We start from the raw sequence: 20,648 nt of genomic DNA, 5'->3' as shown, positions 1-20,648 counted from the left end.
GCAGATGAACATCAAGGCCGACTTCCCATCACTCGTCGAAGAGATCGACTACGGAACCCCGCAATCGAAGGCGCAGAAGCAGGTCACGCTGAGCGTCGACGGCCGCAGCATCACCGTTCCGGAAGGCACCTCGATCATGCGTGCCGCGATGGAAGGCGGGGTCGAGATCCCGAAGCTTTGCGCCACCGACATGCTGGACTCTTTCGGTTCATGTCGTGTCTGCCTCGTCGAGATCGAAGGGCGCGGCGGCACGCCAGCGTCCTGCACGACACCTGTCGGCGAAGGCATGGTGGTGCATACGCAGTCCGGGCGGCTTGACGCCATTCGCCGCGGCGTCATGGAGCTTTACGTCTCCGACCATCCGACCGGCTGGAACGAGACGGCCGGAACCGGAGCCAGCGAGTTCGACATGGTGGCGAAGTCGATCGGCTTGACCGAGAACCGCTACGGCATCGAGGGCCGCAACCACGTCAAGCAGGAAAACGGCGTGGCACCCGGCCATGGCTCGCTGACGGTCGATTACATCGCACGCGACGAATCCAACCCCTATTTCACCTATGATCCCACGCAATGCATCGTCTGCTCGCGCTGCGTGAGGGCCTGCGAAGAGGTGCAGGGCACCTTCGCGCTGACCATCGAAGGACGTGGTTTCGAATCGAGGGTTTCGGCGGGAATGCACGAGGCGTTCATCGATTCGGAATGCGTGTCCTGCGGCGCCTGCGTGCAGGCCTGTCCGACCGATGCGCTGCGCGAAAAAACAGTCCTTGCCAAAGGCCTGCCGGAGCGCTCGGCCGTCACCACCTGCGCCTATTGCGGCGTTGGCTGCTCGTTCAAGGCCGAAGTGAAGGATGACGAGGTCATCCGCATGATGCCCTACAAGGAGGGCAAGGCGAACCACGGTCATTCCTGTGTGAAGGGCCGGTTCGCTTATGGCTACGCCACCCACAAGGACCGCATCTTGTCGCCGATGATCCGCGAAAAGATCACCGACCCCTGGCGCGAGGTGACCTGGGAAGAGGCTATTTCCCACACGGCCAAAGAATTCCGCCGTATCCAGTATCAGTACGGCCGCACCGCGATTGGCGGCATCACCTCGTCGCGCTGCACCAACGAGGAAACCTACCTCGTCCAGAAGATGGTGCGGCAGGGCTTCCGCAACAACAATGTCGACACCTGCGCGCGCGTCTGCCACTCGCCGACGGGCTACGGGCTCGGCCAGACCTATGGCACCTCGGCCGGCACGCAGGATTTCGACTCCGTCGACTACACAGACGTTGCCGTCATAATCGGTGCCAATCCCGTTTCGGCCCACCCGGTGTTCGCCTCGCGGCTGAAGAAGCGGCTGCGTCAGGGCGCCAAGCTGATCGTGCTCGATCCCCGTCGCACCGAGATGGTCAAGTCGACACATGTTGAAGCGGATTATCACCTGCCGCTGAAGCCCGGCACCAATGTGGCGGTGCTGACGGCGCTGGCGCATGTGATCGTCACCGAGGGTCTTTTCAACGAGGCCTTCATTCGCGAACGTTGCGACTGGGCGGAGTTCCAGGATTGGGCATCGTTCGTCGCCTTGCCGGAAAACAGCCCTGAAACCGTTGGCAAACTGTCCGGCGTCGATCCGGAGCTAATCCGTGGCGCGGCGCGTCTCTATGCTACCGGGGGCAACGGTGCGATCTATTACGGCCTCGGGGTGACGGAACACAGCCAGGGCTCAACCACGGTGATGGCGATCGCCAACCTCGCCATGGCCACCGGCAATATCGGCCGGCCGGGCGTCGGCGTGAACCCGCTGCGTGGCCAGAACAATGTGCAGGGCTCCTGCGACATGGGCTCGTTCCCGCACGAACTGCCGGGCTACCGTCACATCTCCGGCGAAGCCGTGCGCGACATCTATGAAAGCCTGTGGGGCGTGAAGCTGGACGACGAACCCGGCCTGCGCATCCCCAACATGCTGGACGCCGCCGTCGACGGCAGCTTCAAAGGCATCTACATCCAGGGCGAAGACATTCTGCAGTCCGATCCCGACACCAAGCATGTCGCCGCCGGTCTGGCTGCCATGGAATGTGTCGTCGTGCATGACCTCTTCCTCAACGAGACGGCGAACTACGCGCATGTCTTCCTGCCGGGCTCGACCTTCCTCGAGAAGGACGGCACCTTCACCAATGCCGAGCGTCGCATCAACATGGTGCGCAAGGTTCTGGAGCCGAAGGCGCGCTACGCCGATTGGGAGGCGACGCAGGAGCTTGCCCGGGCGATCGGGCTGGATTGGAACTACCGGCATCCCTCCGAGATCATGGACGAGATCGCCCAGACGACGCCGAGCTTCGCCGGCGTCTCCTTCGAGTTGCTCGACCGTGTCGGATCCGTGCAATGGCCCTGCAACGAGAAGGCACCGCTCGGCACCCCGATCATGCATATCGATGGTTTCGTGCGCGGCAAGGGCAAGTTCATCCGCACCGAATATGTGGCAACGGACGAAAGGACCGGCCCGCGCTTCCCGCTGCTGCTGACCACCGGCCGCATCCTGTCGCAGTACAATGTCGGCGCGCAGACCAGGCGCACCGACAACATCATGTGGCACAGCGAGGACCGGCTGGAGATCCACCCGCACGATGCGGAGAATCGCGGACTGCGCGACGGCGACTGGGTCCTGCTGACAAGCCGCTCAGGCGAGACGACGTTGCGCGCGCTGATCACCGACCGGGTGTCGCCCGGCGTGGTCTACACGACCTTCCATCATCCGGACACGCAGGCCAACGTCATCACCACCGACTTCTCCGACTGGGCGACCAACTGCCCGGAATACAAGGTGACGGCGGTGCAGGTCGGCGCCTCCAACGGCCCGTCGGAATGGCAGCGCGACTATGACGAACAGGCCAAGCAGAGCCGGCGCATCGCCTCGCTGCAAGCGGCGGAGTAGTCTTGAGCGAGCGCCGCAAAGCCACGACGCAGGTCTCGCGGCTGGCGCGTCGCGCGAGCGGGACGACGGCTGCCAACCGGATGGTGCCGGAAGAGACGCCGGTGGCGTTCTCGTTTGCCGGCACCACCCATGCGGTGATGATGGCAAGCCCGGCCGATTTCGAGGATTTCGCGCTTGGCTTCTCGCTGACCGAAGGCATCATCGCCAAGCCTGACGAGATCGAAGCCATCGAGGTCGAGGATCATGGCGCCGGCATCGATATCCAGATCCGGTTGAAGGACAGCGCTAATACGCGTTTCGAAGCGCGGCGCAGACGACTGGCCGGTCCGGTTGGTTGTGGCCTGTGCGGCATCGAATCGATCGAGGAAGCGATGCGTTCGGTCGACGCGGTCGGTTCGTCGACGCTTACATTTGATGCCGACGATATCGTCCGCTCGGTCAAGCTTTTGTCGAAAGTGCAGCCGCTGCACACGGAGACCGGAGCCGTGCACGCCGCCGGCTTCTATATGCCGGACAAGGGCATCGTCATGGCGCGTGAGGATGTCGGCCGCCACAATGCGCTCGACAAACTCGCAGGTGCGTTGGCGAAAGCCGGCATCGACGGCTCAACGGGCGCTGTGGTGGTGACGTCGCGCGTTTCGGTCGAAATGGTGCAGAAGACGGCGGCTATCGGCGCCGCAATCATCATCGCCGTTTCGGCGCCGACCGCGCTGGCCATCCGCACCGCGGAGGCCGCCGGGATGACACTGGTTGCGCTGGTTCGCGGCGATGATTTCGATATTTTCACCCACCCCGACCGGGTGGTTTGCGGAGTTGCCAAGCATGTCGCATGACGAAGAACACATCATGAGCACCAGCGAGAAGCTGGTGCGCATGGCAAACCAGATCGCCGATTTTTTCCATTCCAAGCCGCGCGAGGAAGGCATTGCCGGCGTCGCCGAGCATATCAACAAGTTCTGGGAGCCGAGGATGCGGCGGCAGCTGTTCGATTTGCTGGACGGCGGCACCGAGAATTTCAACGAGTTGGTGGTCGCCGCCTCGGCCAAGATCAGGCGACCGATCACGCCGGCCGAGGCCGACCTCCGACTCGGGCTCGAGGCCTCCCCGGCCGACGTCGCCGCTTCGCAAAAATAGCGGCGAGGCACCGCGCCTATATTTTCCATCGCTAAAGTTTGAACTGCCGCGATCAGGCTGTTCTGCTATGGTTTGACGACCAGAAGTCGTCAGGCCGGGGCGCAACCTCTTGAGGCCGATCGAGACCCGATATGCCCGTAGCGGCGATGTGCGGATCGCCTATCAGGTGGTCGGGCAGGGATCGTTCGATCTCGTCTTCGTGCCCGGCTTCATTTCCAATCTCGAGCTGCACTGGGAAGACGAAGGCTACAGCCGGCTGCTGAAGCGGCTTTCGGCATTCTCGCGGCTGATCCTGTTCGACAAGCGCGGCACGGGACTGTCCGACCGCGTCGACGCGCACCACCTGCCCAGCCTCGAAACGCGCATGGACGATGTGCGTGCCGTGATGGACGCGACCGGCAGCGGCCGGGCCGCACTGCTTGGCGCCTCGGAAGGCGCGCCAATGGCGATGCTGTTCGCCGCCACCTATCCGGAAAGGACGCGGGCGCTGGCGCTCTATGGCGGCTATGCGCATTTCCACAAATGGGTGATGCCGCCGGAACGCCTCGAGGCCTTCATCGAGACGGCTGAAACGTCATGGGGCACGGGTGCCACCTTGCCCAGCTTCGCGCCGGGCCGGATCGACGACCCGCATTTCACCCAATGGTGGGCGCGCTTCGAGCGGTTGTCGGCAAGCCCGACCGCAGCGGGCGCACTGGCGCGCATGAACGCCGGGATCGACGTGCGCGGCGTGCTCGCGGCAATCCGCGCGCCAACGCTGCTGATCCATCGCCGCAACGATGTGCGGGTCGATCCCGACGCCAGCCGCTTCCTGGCCAAGACCATCCCAAATGCGCGGCTGGCGGAAATCCCCGGGCGCGACCATCCGATCTGGACCGGCGATGTCGATCGGGTGGCTGACCTGATCGAGGAATTCCTGACCGGCCAGCGCGCCGTGGCGGAAGCGGAGCGCGTGCTGGCGGCGCTTTTGGTGACACGCATCCATGACACGGCGCGGCTCGGCGACCGCATGTGGAGCGAACGCAGCCAGCGCTTCCAGGAAACATGGCGAACCCTTGTCGGACGCCATGGCGGGCGCTGCGTGGAAACGCCTGGCGAAGTGATGATTTCACGTTTCGACGGACCGGGGCGCGCCTTGCGATGCGCAGCGGCGTTGCGCGACGCAGCGCAGGACATCGGCGTAGCGAGCGCGCAGGGGGCGCATGTCGGCGAGGTCGAGTTGCGCGGATCGCCGGAAGGGCTGACAGCTCGCGTGACGATGCAACTCGCTGCTCATGCCGGGCGCGGCGACATCCTGGCATCGCGGCTGGTCGCGGAGCTGGCGGCCGGCTCAGGGCTCCATTTCGCCGATGCCGGCCGTATCAGCATCGATGAACTGGACGAGCCGCTGGCGCTCGTGCTGGCGATGTCCGAACAGCATCTGGAACCGGCCTGCCGTCCCAAGGCCAGGGCGACGGAGCCGGCTTCGCTGACGGCGCGCGAGAGCGAAGTTGTGAGCCTGATTGCCGATGGCAAGAGCAATGCCGCGATTGCCGCCGAGCTCGGGCTGAGCGAGCACACGGTCAAGCGCCACGTCGCCAATATACTGCTCAAGCTGGACCTGCCGTCGCGGGCCGCGGCAGCGGCATTTTCCGCAAGGCACACTGGCCCGGACGGGCAATAGGAGCCATGGCGCTTTCGGGCGAAGCGGCGCGTGGCCTGCAGGCGCTATCAATTCTCCATGTGGGCCAGGCGGATGTCGCCCGGAAAGGCCTGCCAAGGGAGGATCAAATGCTGAAGTCAAACCGGACACTCGGATCGCTGGTTATTGCGGCAGGTGTTGGAGCGTTGTTCGCTATAGCTCCCGCAAAGGCCGAGGACGCGTCTGCGACAGCCGCCTACAAGGACATCCAGGCGACGCTCGGCTCGGTGCCGGACATGTTCAAGACCTTGCCGGATGTGGCCGTGGCCGGCGCCTGGGCCGAGATCAAGGGCGTGCAGCTCAATCCGAAGACCGCGCTCGACGGCAAGACCAAGGAACTGTTGGGGCTCGCCGTCGCCGCGCAGATCCCATGCCAATACTGCATCTATTTCCATACCGAGGCGGCCAAGCTCAACGGCGCCAGCGACGAGGAGATCAAGGAGGCGGTGGCGATGGCCGCGATCGTGCGCCACTGGTCGACGATGCTCAACGGCAGCCAGGTCGATCTCGCGACCTTCAAGAAGCAGACCGACGACGTGTTCGCGGCCGTCAAGGCCAAGTCGCAGTGAGGAAATCCCTGCCCGGCGATAAGCGCCCGGCAGCATCATGATCATCGACCGCCCGATCGCGAAGACGGGCATATGGAGGACAAGAAAATGCTGACCAAGACACAGAGCGTAGACGGCGCGGCGATCAAGAAGGCGATCGAAGGCCGTGATGGAAAGATGCTGTCGAGCTTCTATGCGGACGACGCGCTGGTGCGGGTGATCGACCGTAACAACCCACCGAGCAAGCCGCGCGAAATCCGCGGGCGCGCAGCGATCAGCACGTTCTGGGACGACATCTGCAGCCGGGCGATGACCCACAAGGTCGATACCACGATCGCCGATGGCGACAGCCTTGCCTTCACCCAGGCCTGCACCTATCCGGACGGCACGAAAGTGTTCGCGGCAGCCATGCTGGAGATGAAGAACGGGCGGATCGCACGGCAGACCGTCGTGCAGGCCTGGGACGAGTGAGCCGTCCATGTTCAGCGCCAGATGGCAGATCGACGCCAAGTTCGGGCACAAGCAGACCGTGCTCGAACTGATGAAGAAATGGGAACGCGAGATCGGCTCGCAGGTCGGCCTCGCCGACCTGGAATTCCAGATCATGACCGGATCGATCGGCGCGCGGGAGGCGACGATCGAATCCCACCACAAGGTCGAAAGCCTGGCCCAGTTGGAGGCGTTCTTCGCCAAGATCGGCAAGATCGACGCCCACGCCAAATGGGGCAAGGAGTTGGAGCCCTATGTCGTATCGGGCACCAGCCTGTGGAATATCTATCGCATCGTGGAGTAGTGGCCGACGCCCTTCTCCCCGGCAACAGGGAGAAGGGCAGGCGGCGACTACATCAAGCCAAGCTGCTTGTAGAAGCCAAGCGCATCGTAATAGTCGCTCTGGGTGGCGATCTTGCCGTCCTTGATCGAGAACATCGAGGCGCCGGTGAAGGAGAACTCCTTGCCTGCGGCGGCAGTGCCGTCGGCCCAGGCGCCGGTATTGGTGCCGGCAAATTCCCATTCGAACGAGACGCGGTCGCCCTCTACGACAGGCGCGCCCTTCATCGTCCACGCCGCGTCGGGGACTGCTTTCAGGAAATTGTCGATGACGCCGGTCTTGGCGGCTTCCTTGCCCTTGACCGGTTTGCCGACAGAAGCGTCGTAGTAGGTGACGTCGGCGGCGAAGTAGCCCGCCGCCTTGGCCGCGTCATGGGCGTTCCAGGCGGCGACATAGGCTTCGACCACCGATTGCGCGGTGTCGGCGGCAAAGGACGGCGCCGCGACAAAGAGCGCGGCGGCGACAGCTGCGGATGTCAGAAATTTGCGGCGATGCATGGTTCTTTCCTGCCTTGTTGATGGCTTCCTTCAGCGCGCTAGCCGTGAGCAACCATCACATGGCGCACGGCGGTGTAGTCTTCCAGCGCATAGAGCGACATGTCCTTGCCGTAGCCGGATTGCTTCAACCCGCCATGCGGCATCTCGTTGGTCAGCATGAAGTGGGTGTTGATCCAGGTACAGCCATATTGCAGGCGGGCAGCCGTCGCCATGGCGCGCGAGACATCCTTGGTCCATACCGATGACGCCAGGCCATAGTCACTGTCATTGGCCCAGTTCACCGCCTCGTCGACCTCGGAAAAACGGGTGACCGAGACGACCGGGCCGAACACTTCGCGGCGAACGATCTCGTCTTCCTGCAGCGCGCCGGCAACGACGGTCGGCTGGTAGTAGAAGCCCGATCCCTCGCCCGGCTTGCCGCCGGTGGTGATCTCGATGTGCTTCAGTTCAGAGGCGCGCTCGACGAAGCTCGAGACGCGGTCGCGCTGGCGGCGCGAGATCAGGGGCCCGATCTCGTTTTCGGTGTCGTCGGGGCGATTGTACTTGATGGTCGAGACAGCCGAGGAAAGATCGGCGACAAGCTTGTCGTAGATCTTCTTGCCGGCATAGATGCGGCAGGCGGCGGTGCAATCCTGGCCGGCATTGTAATAGCCGAAGGCGCGCAGGCCGTTGACCACCGCGCCGAGGTCGGCGTCATCGAAGACGATGACCGGCGCCTTGCCGCCGAGTTCGAGGTGCGTGCGCTTGACCGATTTGGCGGCCGCCTGCAGCACCTTCTTGCCGGTGGCCACATCGCCGGTGATCGAGATCATGTTGACCTTAGGGTGATTGATCAGCGTGTTGCCGACGCTCTCGCCGCGGCCGAGCACGACATTGACGACGCCTTCCGGCAGGATTTCGGCAAGGATTATTGCCAGCTTCAGTGCCGTCAGCGGGGTCTGCTCCGACGGCTTGAAGACCACGGTATTGCCGCCGGCGATCGCCGGCGCCAGCTTCCAGGCCATCATCATCAGCGGGTAATTCCAGGGTGCGATCGAGGCAACGATGCCGATGGCGTCGCGGCGCACCATCGAGGTGTGGCCGGGCAAATATTCGCCGGCGACCACGCCTGGCATCGAGCGAACGGCGCCGGCAAAGAAGCGGTAGCAATCGACGATCGCTGGGATTTCGTCACTCAGCACGGCGTTGATCGGCTTGCCGCAGTTGAGCGCCTCGAGCGTCGCGAACCCTTGTGCCTCGGCCTCGATACGGTCTGCGATCTTCAGGAGATAGCCGGAGCGCTGCGCCGGCGTTGTGCGCGACCACAAGACGAACGCTTGTTCGGCGGCCGTGACCGCCGCCTCGATCTGGGCGGGGCTGGCTTCGGGCAGGTTGAGAATGGTCGCCCCGGTCTTTGGATTGAGGATCGGCTCCTCGGTTTCGATGCCCTTCTCGAATTTCGAGCCGATCAGCATCTGGGTGTCCATGGACGTCTCTCCCTAACGAATTCGTGGATTTACTTGCCCGAACCGGCGATCTGGTCGCCATCGCGCGTCAGGTAATAGGCGGCGAGGATCGGCAGCAGCGTCACCAGCACGACGACCATCGCGACGACATTGGTGACCGGGCGCTGGCGCGGTCTAATCAGCTCTTCCAGCATCCAGATCGGCAGCGTCTGCTGCTGGCCGGCGGTGAAGGTGGTGACGATGACCTCATCGAAGGACAGAGCGAAGGCCAGCATGCCACCGGCGAGCAGCGCGGTGGCGATGTTGGGCAGCACGACATGCCTGAATGTCTGGAAGCCGTCGGCGCCGAGATCCATCGACGCCTCGATCATCGAACCCGAGGTGCGGCGGAAACGGGCGACGGCATTGTTGTAGACGACGACGACGCAGAAGGTGGCGTGGCCGAGCACGATCGTCCAGAACGAGAATGGAATGTCGGCCAGCGAAAAGGCCGAGCGCAGCGCGATGCCGGTGATGATGCCGGGCAGTGCGATCGGCAGGATGACCAGCAGCGAGATGGTCTCGCGGCCGAAGAATTTTGTCCGTGACACCGCCGCCGAACAGAGCGTGCCGAGGACCAGCGCGATCGCCGTCGAGATCGCGGCAACCCTGACGGACAGCGACAGCGCCTGCCAGACGTCGGGCCGGTTCCAGGTGACGGCGAACCATTGCGTGGTCAGGCCGGGCGGCGGCCAGACAAAGCTCTTTTCCTCCGTCGTGAAAGCGTAGATGAAGATCAACAGGATCGGCAGATGCAGGAACAGCAGACCGCAGGCGGCGGCGATCTTCAGGCCGAGCGGAGCCGACTGAGAACCATCAGAGCGCATCGAAGGCCCCCATGCGCTTGGCGCCCCAGAGGTAGAAGCCCATGATGACGATCGGCACGACTGTGAAGGCTGCGGCGAGCGGGATGTTGCCGGCGGTGCCTTGCTGGGAATAGACCGCCTGGCCGATGAACAGCCGCGAGGTGCCGATGATCTGCGGGATGATGTAATCGCCGAGCGTCAGCGAGAAGGTGAAGATCGAACCGGCGACGATGCCCGGCAGCGCCAGTGGGAACAGCACATTGCGAAAGGTCTGTCCCGGCGAAGCCCCCAAATCGGACGAAGCCTCGACCAGATTGCCCGGCACGCGCTCGAGCGCCGCCTGCACCGGCAGGATCATGAACGGCAGCCAGACATAGACGAAGACGATGAACGTGCCGGTGAACGACACCGACAGCGAATTGCCGCCGACGACCGGCAGCGACAGCCAGGCGTCAATCAGCCATTGCAGATGCAGCTTGCCGAACAGCCAGGTGAGGATGCCTTCCTTGGCCAGGATCAGCTTCCAGGCGTAGATCTTGACCAGATAGCTCGACCATAGCGGCAGCATGATGCCGAGATAGAACAGCGCCTTCCAGCGGCCACGGGCATAGCGCGCCGCGTAGTAGGCGATCGGAAAGGCGATGATCGCCGAGGCCAGCGTGACCAGAGCCGCCATCGTCACCGTGCGCAGGATGATGTCGAGATTGGCAGCCTGGAACAGGTCGCCATAAGTCTTCAAAGTGAACTGGCGGTTGATGAGGCCGGAAAACTCGTCGATGGAGAAAAAGCTCTGCGCCAGCAGCGCGAACAGCGAGCCTATATAGACGATGCCGAGCCACAGAACCGGCGGCAGCAGCATGAGGAGCAGCAGAACCTTGGGTCTGCGCCAGAAAAGATCCGATAGCGCGCCGCGCAAGCCACCGCTGCCCGGCAGGATGGCGGGCGCCGTGGCGCGCGGGATGGCGGCGTCGAGGCTCATACGGGCTCGTCCATCAGGTGCAGGTGCTCGCGGTTGAAGGTGAGCACGACCGCCTCGCCTTCCACGGGCAGCGGGTTGCCGGCCGGCACGATCGCATGCAGCTTCAATCCGTCGGCATCGAGCGCGAGTTTTGTCGTGGCGCCGAGATAGTTGGTCGAGACAAGGCGAGCGGAAACGCCTTCGCCACTTGCAGTGCGGCCGACGCGAATGGATTCAGGCCGCAGGCTGCCCCAGCGATGCTGGCCGCAATAGCGCTGGACGAAATCCGGCGGCAGCACGTTGGAGGAACCGACGAAATCGGCGACAAAGCGGGTCTTCGGCCGCTGGTAGATATCCTCCGGCGTGCCGATCTGCATGATCTTGCCGTCATTGAAGACGGCGACGCGGTCGGCCATCGACAGCGCCTCGCCCTGGTCGTGAGTGACGAAGACGAAGGTGATGCCGAGCACTTTCTGCAGCGACTTCAGCTCCTCCTGCATGTTCTCGCGCAGCTTGAGGTCGAGGGCGCCGAGCGGCTCGTCGAGCAGCAGCACCTTGGGCTGGTTGACCAGCGCACGGGCAAGCGCGACGCGCTGACGCTGGCCGCCGGAAAGCTGGCCGGGGCGGCGGGCGCCATAGCCTGGCAGCCGCACCAGCGACAGCGCCTCTTCCGCCGCCTTGTGCCGTTCCGCCTTGCCGATGCCCTTGACCATGAGGCCATAGGCAACATTGTCGAGCACGCTCAGATGCGGGAATAGCGCGTAGTCCTGGAACACGGTGTTGACGTTGCGGCGATAGGGCGGCACACCCTCGGCGCGTTCGCCGAAGATCGAGATCGAGCCCGAGGTCGGCTGCTCGAAGCCGGCGATGAGGCGCAGGCACGTGGTCTTGCCGGAACCGGACGGCCCGAGCATGGCGAAGAACTCGCCCGGTGCGATATCGAGATCGACCGCATCGACAGCGCGAACGCTGCCGAAATGGCGCGAGGCTTTCTGAAAGGAAACGGCGGTGGTCATGGGTTGTCCTGATCTGTCAGGCTCATCAAAATCAAGCGGCTGCGCTGCCCCTCATCCGCCTGCCGGCACCTTCTCCCCGTATAGTGACGGGGAGAAGAAAGCGCCCCTACGCTGGCGACCCCCTCTCCCCGTTCTTCACGGGGAGAGGGTAAGGGTGAGGGGCAGCGCCGAGCTCAGCAAAGAGGCGAAATCACCTCCCGCCGATGACGCCGATATAGTCCGACACCCAGCGGTAATAGGGCACGCACTGGTCGTTCTCGGTGGCGCATTTCGACACCGGCGTCTTCCAGAACTTGATCTTGTCGAAATTGTCGTAGCCGTTGGTCTTGCAGCCTTCGTCGGTCAACAGCTCGTTGCCCTTGCAGGCTGCAGGCACCACCGGCAGCGAACCGAACCAGGCCGAGACATCGCCCTGCACTTTCGGCGACAAGGAATGTTCCATCCACATATAGGCGCAGTTCGGATTGGCGGAGTCGGCCTCCATCATGGTGGTGTCGGCCCAGCCGGTGACGCCTTCTTCCGGCACGGTCGACGCGACCGGTTTCTTGGCGGCGACCAGCGCATTGACCTGATAAGGCCACGAGCCGGAAGCAACGACGCCTTCGTTCTGGAAATCGTCGACCTGGATGGCGGCGTCATGCCAGTAGCGGCCGACCAGCGTGCGCTGGACGCGCAGCAGTTCGAGCGCCGCCTTGTACTGGTCCTCGTTCAGCTCGTAGGGATCCTTGATGCCGAGTTCCGGCTTGTGGAACATCAGATAGTTGGCGGCGTCGGCGATATGGATCGGCCCGTCATAGGCCTGGACGCGGCCCTTGTTGGACTTGCCGTCCGGCAGCTTCATTTCCTCGAAGACGATGTTCCAGCTCTTGGGAGCTTCCTTGAACACCTCGGTGTTGTACATCAGGACGTTCGGACCCCACTGATAGGGAACGCCATAGTGGACGCCGCCGACGGTGAACCAAGGGGCGTCCTTCAGTCGTTCGTCGACAGTCTTCCAGCTCGGAATGAGATCGGTGTTGATCGGCTGCACGCGCTTGCCGGCAACGAGGCGCAGCGATGCATCGCCCGATGCGGTGACGAGGTCGAAGCCGCCCTCGTTCATCAGCGAGACCATCTCGTCGGAGGTGTTGGCGGTCTTGACGTTGACCTTGCAGCCGGTTTCCTTCTCGAAGGAGGTCACCCAGTCATAACCCTTGTCGGTTTCGCCGCGTTCGATGTAGCCCGGCCAGGCAACGATGTTGACCTGACCTTCGCCCTTGCCAATTTCCTTGACCTGGGCGACGGCCTGACCGGAGAAGGTCAGCGCGACCGTCAAAGCAGTGCATGACTTCAGGAATGAATTCATCATCGATCTCCCATTTTGGCGCCTGACCCCGAAAGCCGGTTTCGGTCTTCGCTAGGGGTCACGCGCGGACTGAAAAACTGTCAGTTCGTGCGTTGGACTTGATGTCGCTCTGGTGGCGACTTTGGTCCCTGGACCGAAAGTGCTTTGAAAATTCCGGTTTCGCAAATTCATTTATCAGAAAGGCGATATCGGTTTTTCCGATAGATCGATGCCCCTTCAAGCCAGCGCCTTCACCAGCCAGCAGGCGGCGTTGAAGCGAGCCTCACCATCCTCTACGAAAGGCGCGAACGCAGCAGGCAACACCGCAGTGATTTTTTCGGCCGTTGCCCGGTCAACCTCACGTAACGCGGCGCCGACCGGCCCTAGTCGGGTGACAAACGTTATCAGATCATCTTCGGCGATCTGACACGCGACATCCACCTGTTCGACTTCGATTGACGACCAGCCACCCGCTTCAAGAATCCGCTTCACCTTGGCGGCGTTGGCAAAGGCAAACTGCCCCGGCGCATCGGGGTCCGGTGCGGGTGCGGGCGGTAGGAAAGGCGCAGCCGCTCGCGCGGCGGTCGTCATAAAATCATTCTCGGCAGGACTGCGCCAAGCAACAAAGGCGAGTTTGCTACCGCGGCTTGCGGCCTGTCTTATGTTGGCGAACGCAGCCACGGGATCATCGAAGAACATGACACCAAAACGCGAGACAACAGCGTCGAAGTTCCCGACTTCGAACGCATACGTCTGGGCATCGCCCACTTCAAAACTTGCGTTTGCTGCCTCTTCTGCCCCCTTGCGTTTCGTCGCCAAGGCGACAAGCGGCTGCGAGATGTCGAGCCCAACACAATTTCCGCCGTTGCCCACGCGGCGCGCCATCGCCAGAGTCGTGGCGCCGGCGCCGCAGCCGATGTCCAGGACATTGCCCCCTTCCCCGGGATAGCCGGCATCGACTACCAGCCGCTCGAACGGCGCCATTACCTGGTCGAGGATCGGTTGCATCTCAACCCAGGCCTTTCCGTTGGCGTCGTTCCAGAGCGCTGCTTGCCGTGTGTTTGGCTGCGCGGATTGCGGCATAACGGACCTCGCTTTTCTGTTGCTCTCACTGATCGTCGCGAGCACTCTACGAGTTCAAGCCGACTTGAGGTCAAGCATGAAAGATATGGATATTGCTGAAGTGTCGCGCCGCACCGGCGTGCCCGCCTCGACGCTTCGCTACTATGAGGAGAAAGGCCTCATCGCCTCAATCGGCCGTCGCGGCCTGCGCCGCTTGTTCGACCCGGCCGTCCTGGAACGGCTCGCTTTGATCACGCTTGGACGCGCCGGTGGATTCGCACTGGACGAGATTTCCGCGATGCTGAGGCCCGACGGCCTGCCGAAAATGGATCGGGAGCGCCTGGATGCCAAGGCGAACGAACTTGACCATACCATCCAGCGCCTGACCGCGATCAGAGAGGCTTTGCGTCACGCCGCCCGATGTCCGGCCGCCCGGCCGATGGAGTGTCCGACGTTCCGCCGCGCCGTCAGGCTTGCCGGTGCTGGCCGCTTCGAGGTTGCTCCGATCGGGTCGTTCAAGGCGGAGGCGGTTTCCGTCACAAGGCGCAGACGCGAGACCGGCGACGTCAGGCTGGAGTAGGCCACTAGCGGCGGACCGTGCGCTGCGACTGAGCGAGGCCTATAAAATCGCGCGCCGCCTGCGGCAGACCGGACCCGCGGCGCCAGACCATGCCGACCTGGACCACCGGCAAGGAGCCGGAAATATCGCGCGACTCGATGCGGTCGCCTTCCAGAGACCAGGGCCGGTAGACGAGGTCGGGCAGCAGCGCCACGCCGGCGCCGGTGGCAACGAGACTGCGCACGGCTTCCACGGAACGGGTACGAAAGGCGACATGCGGCTTGGCGCCGATCGCCGTGAGCAGCTTGCCGGTGTTCTCCTCGATCTCGTCGACGGTCAGCATGATCAGCGGCTCGAAGGCGATGTCGCCAATGCTGATGATGTCGGCGCCGGCGAGCGGGTGGCCGAGCGGCAGCCAGAGGCGATAGGCCGAGACCTCGAGGATTTCCGACTGCAGTGCCGTGCGGTCGCGCAGGTTGGAGGTGACCATGACGGCGATGTCGAGTTTGCCGCCGATCAAGAGGTGTTCGAGATAGTCGCCATTGTCCTCGATGGCCGAGACCTCGACGCCGGGATAGGCGCGGCGGTAGCGGGCAAGAAGATCCGACAGCACGTAGCCGGCGACCATCGAGGTGACGCCGAGTTGCAGCCGGCCGCCCGCTGCTGCCTGTTCGCCGGAGAAAGAGCGGCGTGCGTCCGAAACGTCGGCAAGGATCTTTGTCGCATGGCGCAGGAACTGATGGCCCTTGTGGGTGATGTTCAGGCCGCGCGGATGGCGTTCGAACAGTTCGACCCCGAGATCGCTTTCGAGTTCCTTGATCGCTTCGGTGACCGAGGATTGCGAGATCGACAGGTTCTGCGCGGCACCCGACACCGTGCCTTGCTCGGCGACGGCGATGAAGAACTGCAACTGGCGAATGGTGAAGGCCATGCCGGACTAAACACCGGCGCGCAAGGGAAGGAAAGCCGACGGCAGAGCTTATCCCGTGACTGGTGACTGTGCTGCGAGCTCAGCCTGATACGCCGCCGGGAGCACCGGGCGAGCGGGAGCGCATCTTCGAGCCGTTCTACCGGCTGCAGGATTATGGCGCCGGGCTTGGCCTCAACCTGGTGCAGGAAATCATGCAATTGCATGGCGGGCGCATCGAGATCCTCGACGACAGACCGAGCGGTGCCTGCTTCAGGATGACTTTTCGCGCTCTGACGGCATAGGCATGTCCGCAGGCGACCACCGCGCGCAGCGGCGCGTTTGAGATCCGTATGCGTCCACCAATTGCTCGTGTTCGGCCAGACTCTTGCGGACTCTAGAATCCGGCTGCGTCGCCGGCGATGCTGAGTCGAGCGCCGGCTTGCGAGAGGGCGGCGGCAATGTCGCGCGACGGCGACCGGTCGGTGGCGAGTTCGGAAAACCCGTCGAGGCCGCAGACTTGGACCAGACCCAGGCGGCCGAACTTGGTGTGATCGGTGACAACGAGCGAACGCTGGCCGCGCGACAGCACCATGCGGGCGAACTCGGCCTCTTCCAGATCGTAGTCCATGACGCCCATCACCGCATCGACGGCGCCGGTGGAGATGATGGCATGGCTGACCGAGAAGCGGCTGACGAAGTCGATGGCCGAGGCCCCGAAGGCAGCGCCTGAATCGCTGCGCAATTCGCCGCCGGCCATGTAGACCTTGTTGCCGTTGACGGTGGCCAGCGTGCGGGCGATGTCCGACGAGTTGGTGACGACCGTCAGGCGCCGGTGGCCGAGCAGCTCACGGGCCAGGAACGAGGTCGTCGTGCCGGTGTCGAGCATGATCGATTCACCGTCGCGGATGGTGGCGGCGACCATGCGGGCAATGATCCGCTTGGCATCGGCATTCTCGCGCATGCGCCGTTCGAATGGCGCTTCGCCGATCATCGACGGCAGGCCGATGGCACCATGCATCTTGAGGACGGAGCCGTCACCGGTGAGTGGCTTGACGTCACGGCGCACGGTCTCGAGTGAAACGCCCAGCCGGTCGGCCAGGCTGGCGATGGTGACGGTCCCCTCTTCCTGCAGCAGCCGCAGGATCTCGCCGTGTCGTTTTGAATGGACCATTTGGGTTTCCCGGACTTAGCCCTTTGCCCGATTCTAAGCTAATTCGAGCGGTTTTAAAGGAACTGCCCGCGCTTTCGGGCAAAATACCCGAAAAAAGTCACAACTTTTTGTTGACAGGCAGGCAACCTTGGCGTGAAATTGAGTCAACAAACACGGGTTCGGAGCTGCAACGGGAGGGTGATGGCAGAGCCGCAACTCATTGGCCAGGCAGTTTTGAACGTGTCTGGCGCAAGGAATTTTCAGATCCGCGGGGGCGGATGCCGGGGTCAAAAACCTGGCCAAGGGGCTCGTCGGTGCGGTGCGGGATACCGATCCTGGCGTCTCGCACCGACGAGATTTTCTCCTCGCTGTCGTTGGGCTGTCCATGGCGCCCTTGCCGACGCTCCGCAAAGTCGACGCTCAGCAAACCAGGGATGATTCCGTGATTGCAGAAGACCGCATCCGCGCCCTGCCCTGCTGGACCGGCAACATCGAGATCGCGCCGTTGCCGGGCGGTCTCAGCAACGCCAATTATGTGGTCAAGGACGCCGCCGGAAAGCACGTCGTGCGCTTCGGCAGGGACTATCCGTTCCATCACGTCTTTCGCGAGCGTGAGGTGATGACCGCGCGTGCGGCACATGCCGCCGGTTTCGCGCCAGCCGTCCTCCATGCCGAACCGGGCATCCTGGTGACGGAATACCTTGGTGCGAAAACCTATCTTGCACAGGACGTGCGCGCCAATCTTGGTCGTGTCGCAGCCCTGATGCGCGGTTTCCACCGGGAGATGCCCAATCACGTCTCCGGCGCCGGCTTCATGTTCTGGGTGTTCCATGTCATTCGCGACTATGCGCGGACCCTTGAAGAAGGCGGCAGCCGCAAGCGCAGCGAATTGCCGCGCCTGCTCACGCTGGCTGACGAGCTGGAGCGCGCGCAGAAATTGCTGCCGATCGTCTTTGGACACAACGATCTTTTGCCGGCTAATATCCTTGACGACGGCAGCAGGCTATGGCTGATCGACTTCGAGTATGCCGGTTTCAACACGGCGATGTTTGACCTTGCCGGCGTAGCCTCGAATGCCGGCATGAGCGACGAGGAATCCTTCGCCTTCCTGACCGCCTATTTCATGAAGGAACCGGACCAGGCGATCCGCCGCTCGCACGCGGCCATGCAATGCGCTTCGCTGCTGCGCGAGGCGATGTGGAGCATGGTGTCCGAACTCTATCTCGACGCGCCCGGCATCGACTACGTCGCCTACACCGAGGAGAACCTGACGCGGCTCGAAGCCGCGCTCGATAACTACAGAACGAAGTACGGGATACAAAAATCATGACATTGCCCAGCCAGGCCGCGATCGTCGTCATTGGCGGCGGCATCATCGGCTGTTCGACGGCCTATCATCTGGCGCGTGACCACAAGGCGGACGTGGTGCTGCTCGAACAGGGCAAGCTGACCTCGGGCTCGACCTGGCATGCCGCGGGGCTGGTCGGGCAATTGCGCTCGTCGGCCTCGATCACCCGCGTGCTCAAATATTCCGTCGACCTCTACAAGGGGCTGGAGGCCGAAACCGGCCTTGCCACCGGCTGGAAGATGACCGGCTGCCTGCGGCTGGCCACCAATGCCGACCGCTGGACCGAGTACAAGAGGCTGGCGACGACGGCGAAAAGCTTCGGCATGGACATGCAATTGCTGTCGCCGGCGGAGGTCAAGGCGATGTGGCCGCTCCTGGAAACCGGCGATTTGGTGGGCGCTTCCTGGCTCCCTACCGACGGCCAGGCGAGCCCTTCGGACATCACGCAGTCGCTGGCGAAAGGCGCGCGCATGCATGGCGCCAAACTGTTCGAGGATGTGCGCGTCACCGGCTTCGAAATGAAGGACGGCCGCATCGCGATGGTGAAGACCAGCAAGGGCGACATTGCCTGCGACAAGGTGGTCAACTGCGCCGGGCAATGGGCGCGGCAGGTGGGTGCGATGGCCGGCATCAACGTGCCGCTGCAGCCGGTGAAGCACCAGTACATCATCACCGAGAAGATCGATGGACTGGCGACCGACGCGCCGACCATCCGCGACCCGGACCGGCGCACCTATTTCAAGGAGGAGGTCGGCGGGCTGGTGATGGGCGGCTACGAGCCGAACCCGCAGGCCTGGACGACCGGAGATGTGCCCGACGATTGGGAGTTCCGGCTCTTCGACGACGATTACGACCATTTCGAACAGCACATGCGCCAAGCGATGGCGCGCGTGCCGGCGCTCGAAACCGTCGGCGTCAAGCAGATGATCAACGGGCCGGAGAGTTTTACGCCGGACGGCAATTTCATTCTCGGCGCGGCGCCCGAATGCGCCAACATGTTTGTCGGCGCCGGCTTCAACGCCTTCGGCATCGCCTCGGGTGGCGGCGCCGGCTGGGTGCTGGCGCAGTGGGTGGTCGACGGCGAAGCACCGCTCGACCTGTGGGTTGTCGACATCAGGCGCTTTTCCAACCTGCACCGGGACCGGCAGTGGGTCTGCGACCGCACGCTGGAAGCCTATGGCAAGCACTATACGCTCGGCTTCCCGCATGAGGAGTACGCCAGCGGGCGGCCGCGCATCGTCTCACCCCTTTACAGCAGGCTGAAACAGCAGCGCGCCGTGTTCGGCTCGAAGCTTGGCTGGGAACGGCCGAACTGGTTCGCGCCCGAAGGCGTCGAGCCGCAGGATGTCTATTCGATGGGTCGCCAGAACTGGTTTGCGGCAGTCGGCGAGGAACACCGGCACGTGCGCGAGAAGGTCGGCATCTTCGATCAATCCTCCTTCGCCAAATACGAACTGAGCGGGCCCGACGCGCTGAAGGTGCTGGACTGGATTTGCGCCAACGACGTCAGCAAGCCTGTCGGCCGGCTGACCTACACGCAGCTTCTCAACACGCGCGGCGGCATCGAGGCGGACCTGACCGTGGCGCGACTGGCCGAGGAGAAATTCTACATCGTCACCGGCACCGGGTTCCGCACCCATGATCTGTCATGGATCGGCGACCATATCGGCGAAGGGCTCGATGCCACGCTTGTCGATGTCACCGAGGAATTCGGCACGCTGTCGCTGATGGGGCCTCGGGCGCGCGACGTGCTTTCTGCCGTGACCGAAGCCGACGTGTCGAACACCAGTTTCCCGTTCGGCCATGTGCGTGAGATTGCCATTGCCGGCCACACAGTTCGGGCGCTGCGCGTCACCTATGTCGGCGAACTCGGCTGGGAACTGCATGTGCCGATCGAGGCGACAGGCGAAGTCTTCGATGCACTGATGGCGGCCGGCAACAAGCACGGCATCCGCCCGGTCGGCTATCGCGCCCTGGAATCGCTGCGGCTGGAAAAGGGCTATCGCGCCTGGGGCTCCGACATCACGCCCAACGACACGCCGCAGGAAGCCGGCTTGGGTTGGGCGGTCAAGCTGCGCAAGAACACCGATTTCGTCGGACGACGCGCGCTCGAGAAGACCAGCGGCGCGGCCTTGAAGAAACGCTTTGCCGGCTTCACGGTCGTTGACCCGGAGATCGTGCTGCTTGGCCGCGAGACCATCCTGCGCAATGGCGAGCCGGTCGGCTATCTCACCAGCGGCGGCTATGGCTACACGGTGAGCCGGAACATCGGCTACGGCTACGTGCGCAACGGCGACGGGGTGAGCGACGATTTTCTCGCCTCGGGCGACTATGAACTGGTCGTGGCGATGGAGCGGACGCCGGCCCAAATCCATCTCGAGCCGATGTACGACCCGACGGCCGCCAGGGTCAAAGCGTAGATCGG

Annotated in this window: 19 protein-coding genes and 1 pseudogene; 11 read left to right on the top strand and 9 right to left on the bottom strand. The window is 63.5% G+C overall.

The features are described 5' to 3' along the window. Positions 1-4: 4 nt before the first annotated feature. From fdhF to AC1DYW_RS04695, 7 genes are all read left to right on the top strand, one after another. A complete protein-coding gene (gene fdhF, locus AC1DYW_RS04725; RefSeq protein ID WP_477225269.1) occupies positions 5-2,917 on the top strand; it encodes a formate dehydrogenase subunit alpha in 2,913 nt (970 codons plus the stop codon). Positions 2,918-2,919: 2 nt separating this feature from the next. Continuing rightward, on the top strand, positions 2,920-3,750 hold the full coding sequence (gene fdhD / locus AC1DYW_RS04720) for a formate dehydrogenase accessory sulfurtransferase FdhD (RefSeq protein ID WP_457151684.1): 831 nt from the start codon (positions 2,920-2,922) through the stop codon (positions 3,748-3,750). After that, entirely contained in the window at positions 3,740-4,051 is a 312-nt protein-coding gene (locus AC1DYW_RS04715) for a formate dehydrogenase subunit delta (RefSeq protein ID WP_457151683.1), read from the top strand. The genes fdhD and AC1DYW_RS04715 overlap by 11 nt, the downstream gene beginning before the upstream one ends. A gap of 109 nt (positions 4,052-4,160) precedes the next feature. Next, positions 4,161-5,714, top strand: coding sequence for an alpha/beta fold hydrolase (locus tag AC1DYW_RS04710; RefSeq protein ID WP_477225268.1), 1,554 nt, complete (start codon positions 4,161-4,163; stop codon positions 5,712-5,714). A 107-nt stretch (positions 5,715-5,821) separates the two neighbouring features. After that, positions 5,822-6,301: a carboxymuconolactone decarboxylase family protein gene (locus AC1DYW_RS04705; RefSeq protein ID WP_095082637.1), complete on the top strand. Its 480-nt coding sequence runs from the start codon at positions 5,822-5,824 to the stop codon at positions 6,299-6,301. Between the two features lie 87 nt (positions 6,302-6,388). After that, entirely contained in the window at positions 6,389-6,751 is a 363-nt protein-coding gene (locus AC1DYW_RS04700; RefSeq protein ID WP_457151681.1) for a nuclear transport factor 2 family protein, read from the top strand. A 7-nt stretch (positions 6,752-6,758) separates the two neighbouring features. Continuing rightward, on the top strand, positions 6,759-7,073 hold the full coding sequence (locus AC1DYW_RS04695) for a hypothetical protein (protein WP_095082641.1): 315 nt from the start codon (positions 6,759-6,761) through the stop codon (positions 7,071-7,073). A gap of 47 nt (positions 7,074-7,120) precedes the next feature. On the opposite strand, the gene AC1DYW_RS04690 is transcribed toward AC1DYW_RS04695, so the two are convergent. The 7 genes from AC1DYW_RS04690 to AC1DYW_RS04660 form a co-directional block, all read right to left on the bottom strand. Further along, positions 7,121-7,606, bottom strand: a complete 486-nt coding sequence (locus AC1DYW_RS04690; protein WP_477225267.1) for an ester cyclase — start codon at positions 7,604-7,606, stop codon at positions 7,121-7,123. A gap of 38 nt (positions 7,607-7,644) precedes the next feature. Beyond that, entirely contained in the window at positions 7,645-9,072 is a 1,428-nt protein-coding gene (locus AC1DYW_RS04685) for a gamma-aminobutyraldehyde dehydrogenase (protein ID WP_477225266.1), read from the bottom strand. Between the two features lie 29 nt (positions 9,073-9,101). Beyond that, positions 9,102-9,917, bottom strand: coding sequence for an ABC transporter permease (locus AC1DYW_RS04680; RefSeq protein ID WP_477225265.1), 816 nt, complete (start codon positions 9,915-9,917; stop codon positions 9,102-9,104). Further along, positions 9,907-10,875, bottom strand: a complete 969-nt coding sequence (locus AC1DYW_RS04675) for an ABC transporter permease (RefSeq protein ID WP_457154419.1) — start codon at positions 10,873-10,875, stop codon at positions 9,907-9,909. Before AC1DYW_RS04675 ends, AC1DYW_RS04680 begins: the two co-directional genes overlap by 11 nt. After that, positions 10,872-11,870: an ABC transporter ATP-binding protein gene (locus AC1DYW_RS04670; RefSeq protein ID WP_095082651.1), complete on the bottom strand. Its 999-nt coding sequence runs from the start codon at positions 11,868-11,870 to the stop codon at positions 10,872-10,874. The genes AC1DYW_RS04675 and AC1DYW_RS04670 overlap by 4 nt, the downstream gene beginning before the upstream one ends. A 190-nt stretch (positions 11,871-12,060) precedes the next feature. Continuing rightward, complete coding sequence (locus AC1DYW_RS04665) at positions 12,061-13,215, bottom strand: ABC transporter substrate-binding protein (protein ID WP_477225264.1); 1,155 nt, start codon at positions 13,213-13,215, stop codon at positions 12,061-12,063. A 216-nt stretch (positions 13,216-13,431) separates the two neighbouring features. After that, positions 13,432-14,277, bottom strand: coding sequence for a class I SAM-dependent methyltransferase (locus tag AC1DYW_RS04660; RefSeq protein WP_477225263.1), 846 nt, complete (start codon positions 14,275-14,277; stop codon positions 13,432-13,434). Positions 14,278-14,353: 76 nt separating this feature from the next. On the opposite strand from AC1DYW_RS04660, the gene AC1DYW_RS04655 reads away from it, so the two are divergent. Further along, on the top strand, positions 14,354-14,836 hold the full coding sequence (locus AC1DYW_RS04655; RefSeq protein WP_457154614.1) for a helix-turn-helix domain-containing protein: 483 nt from the start codon (positions 14,354-14,356) through the stop codon (positions 14,834-14,836). A 4-nt stretch (positions 14,837-14,840) separates the two neighbouring features. Here AC1DYW_RS04655 and AC1DYW_RS04650 read toward each other — a convergent pair whose 3' ends face one another. Further along, the gene (locus AC1DYW_RS04650) at positions 14,841-15,746 is read right to left on the bottom strand and encodes a LysR family transcriptional regulator (RefSeq protein ID WP_457154613.1); all 906 of its coding nucleotides are present in this window, start codon (positions 15,744-15,746) and stop codon (positions 14,841-14,843) included. Between the two features lie 104 nt (positions 15,747-15,850). On the opposite strand from AC1DYW_RS04650, the pseudogene AC1DYW_RS04645 reads away from it, so the two are divergent. Then, positions 15,851-16,027, top strand: a pseudogene (locus AC1DYW_RS04645) (ATP-binding protein); the annotation flags it as partial. A gap of 92 nt (positions 16,028-16,119) precedes the next feature. On the opposite strand, the gene AC1DYW_RS04640 reads toward AC1DYW_RS04645, so the two are convergent. Then, on the bottom strand, positions 16,120-16,896 hold the full coding sequence (locus tag AC1DYW_RS04640) for a DeoR/GlpR family DNA-binding transcription regulator (RefSeq protein ID WP_095082659.1): 777 nt from the start codon (positions 16,894-16,896) through the stop codon (positions 16,120-16,122). 421 nt (positions 16,897-17,317) lie between these two features. Here AC1DYW_RS04640 and AC1DYW_RS04635 point away from each other — a divergent pair, with 421 nt between their 5' ends. Together AC1DYW_RS04635 and AC1DYW_RS04630 are read left to right on the top strand one after the other, a co-directional pair. Beyond that, positions 17,318-18,205, top strand: a complete 888-nt coding sequence (locus AC1DYW_RS04635; protein ID WP_457152734.1) for a phosphotransferase — start codon at positions 17,318-17,320, stop codon at positions 18,203-18,205. After that, positions 18,202-20,643: a GcvT family protein gene (locus tag AC1DYW_RS04630; protein ID WP_477225262.1), complete on the top strand. Its 2,442-nt coding sequence runs from the start codon at positions 18,202-18,204 to the stop codon at positions 20,641-20,643. The genes AC1DYW_RS04635 and AC1DYW_RS04630 overlap by 4 nt, the downstream gene beginning before the upstream one ends. Positions 20,644-20,648 lie beyond the last annotated feature (5 nt).

Source organism: Mesorhizobium sp. P2_D5 (assembly GCF_056404355.1).
Note: the sequence above shows the minus strand (reverse complement) of the source record. Positions and strands in the feature narration are given on the sequence as shown.

Excerpts from the sequence above, each read along its gene's own strand:
- AC1DYW_RS04715 (WP_457151683.1), top strand. The coding sequence starts at position 3,740 with ATGTCGCATGACGAAGAACACATCATGAGCACCAGCGAGAAGCTGGTG.
- AC1DYW_RS04650 (WP_457154613.1), bottom strand. The coding sequence starts at position 15,746 with ATGGCCTTCACCATTCGCCAGTTGCAGTTCTTCATCGCCGTCGCCGAG.
- AC1DYW_RS04705 (WP_095082637.1), top strand. The coding sequence starts at position 5,822 with ATGCTGAAGTCAAACCGGACACTCGGATCGCTGGTTATTGCGGCAGGT.
- AC1DYW_RS04665 (WP_477225264.1), bottom strand. The coding sequence starts at position 13,215 with ATGAATTCATTCCTGAAGTCATGCACTGCTTTGACGGTCGCGCTGACC.
- AC1DYW_RS04680 (WP_477225265.1), bottom strand. The coding sequence starts at position 9,917 with ATGCGCTCTGATGGTTCTCAGTCGGCTCCGCTCGGCCTGAAGATCGCC.
- AC1DYW_RS04685 (WP_477225266.1), bottom strand. The coding sequence starts at position 9,072 with ATGGACACCCAGATGCTGATCGGCTCGAAATTCGAGAAGGGCATCGAA.
- AC1DYW_RS04655 (WP_457154614.1), top strand. The coding sequence starts at position 14,354 with ATGAAAGATATGGATATTGCTGAAGTGTCGCGCCGCACCGGCGTGCCC.
- AC1DYW_RS04630 (WP_477225262.1), top strand. The coding sequence starts at position 18,202 with ATGACATTGCCCAGCCAGGCCGCGATCGTCGTCATTGGCGGCGGCATC.
- AC1DYW_RS04640 (WP_095082659.1), bottom strand. The coding sequence starts at position 16,896 with ATGGTCCATTCAAAACGACACGGCGAGATCCTGCGGCTGCTGCAGGAA.
- AC1DYW_RS04670 (WP_095082651.1), bottom strand. The coding sequence starts at position 11,870 with ATGACCACCGCCGTTTCCTTTCAGAAAGCCTCGCGCCATTTCGGCAGC.
- AC1DYW_RS04690 (WP_477225267.1), bottom strand. The coding sequence starts at position 7,606 with ATGCATCGCCGCAAATTTCTGACATCCGCAGCTGTCGCCGCCGCGCTC.
- AC1DYW_RS04700 (WP_457151681.1), top strand. The coding sequence starts at position 6,389 with ATGCTGACCAAGACACAGAGCGTAGACGGCGCGGCGATCAAGAAGGCG.
- AC1DYW_RS04660 (WP_477225263.1), bottom strand. The coding sequence starts at position 14,277 with ATGCCGCAATCCGCGCAGCCAAACACACGGCAAGCAGCGCTCTGGAAC.
- AC1DYW_RS04695 (WP_095082641.1), top strand. The coding sequence starts at position 6,759 with ATGTTCAGCGCCAGATGGCAGATCGACGCCAAGTTCGGGCACAAGCAG.
- fdhF (WP_477225269.1), top strand. The coding sequence starts at position 5 with ATGAACATCAAGGCCGACTTCCCATCACTCGTCGAAGAGATCGACTAC.
- AC1DYW_RS04675 (WP_457154419.1), bottom strand. The coding sequence starts at position 10,875 with ATGAGCCTCGACGCCGCCATCCCGCGCGCCACGGCGCCCGCCATCCTG.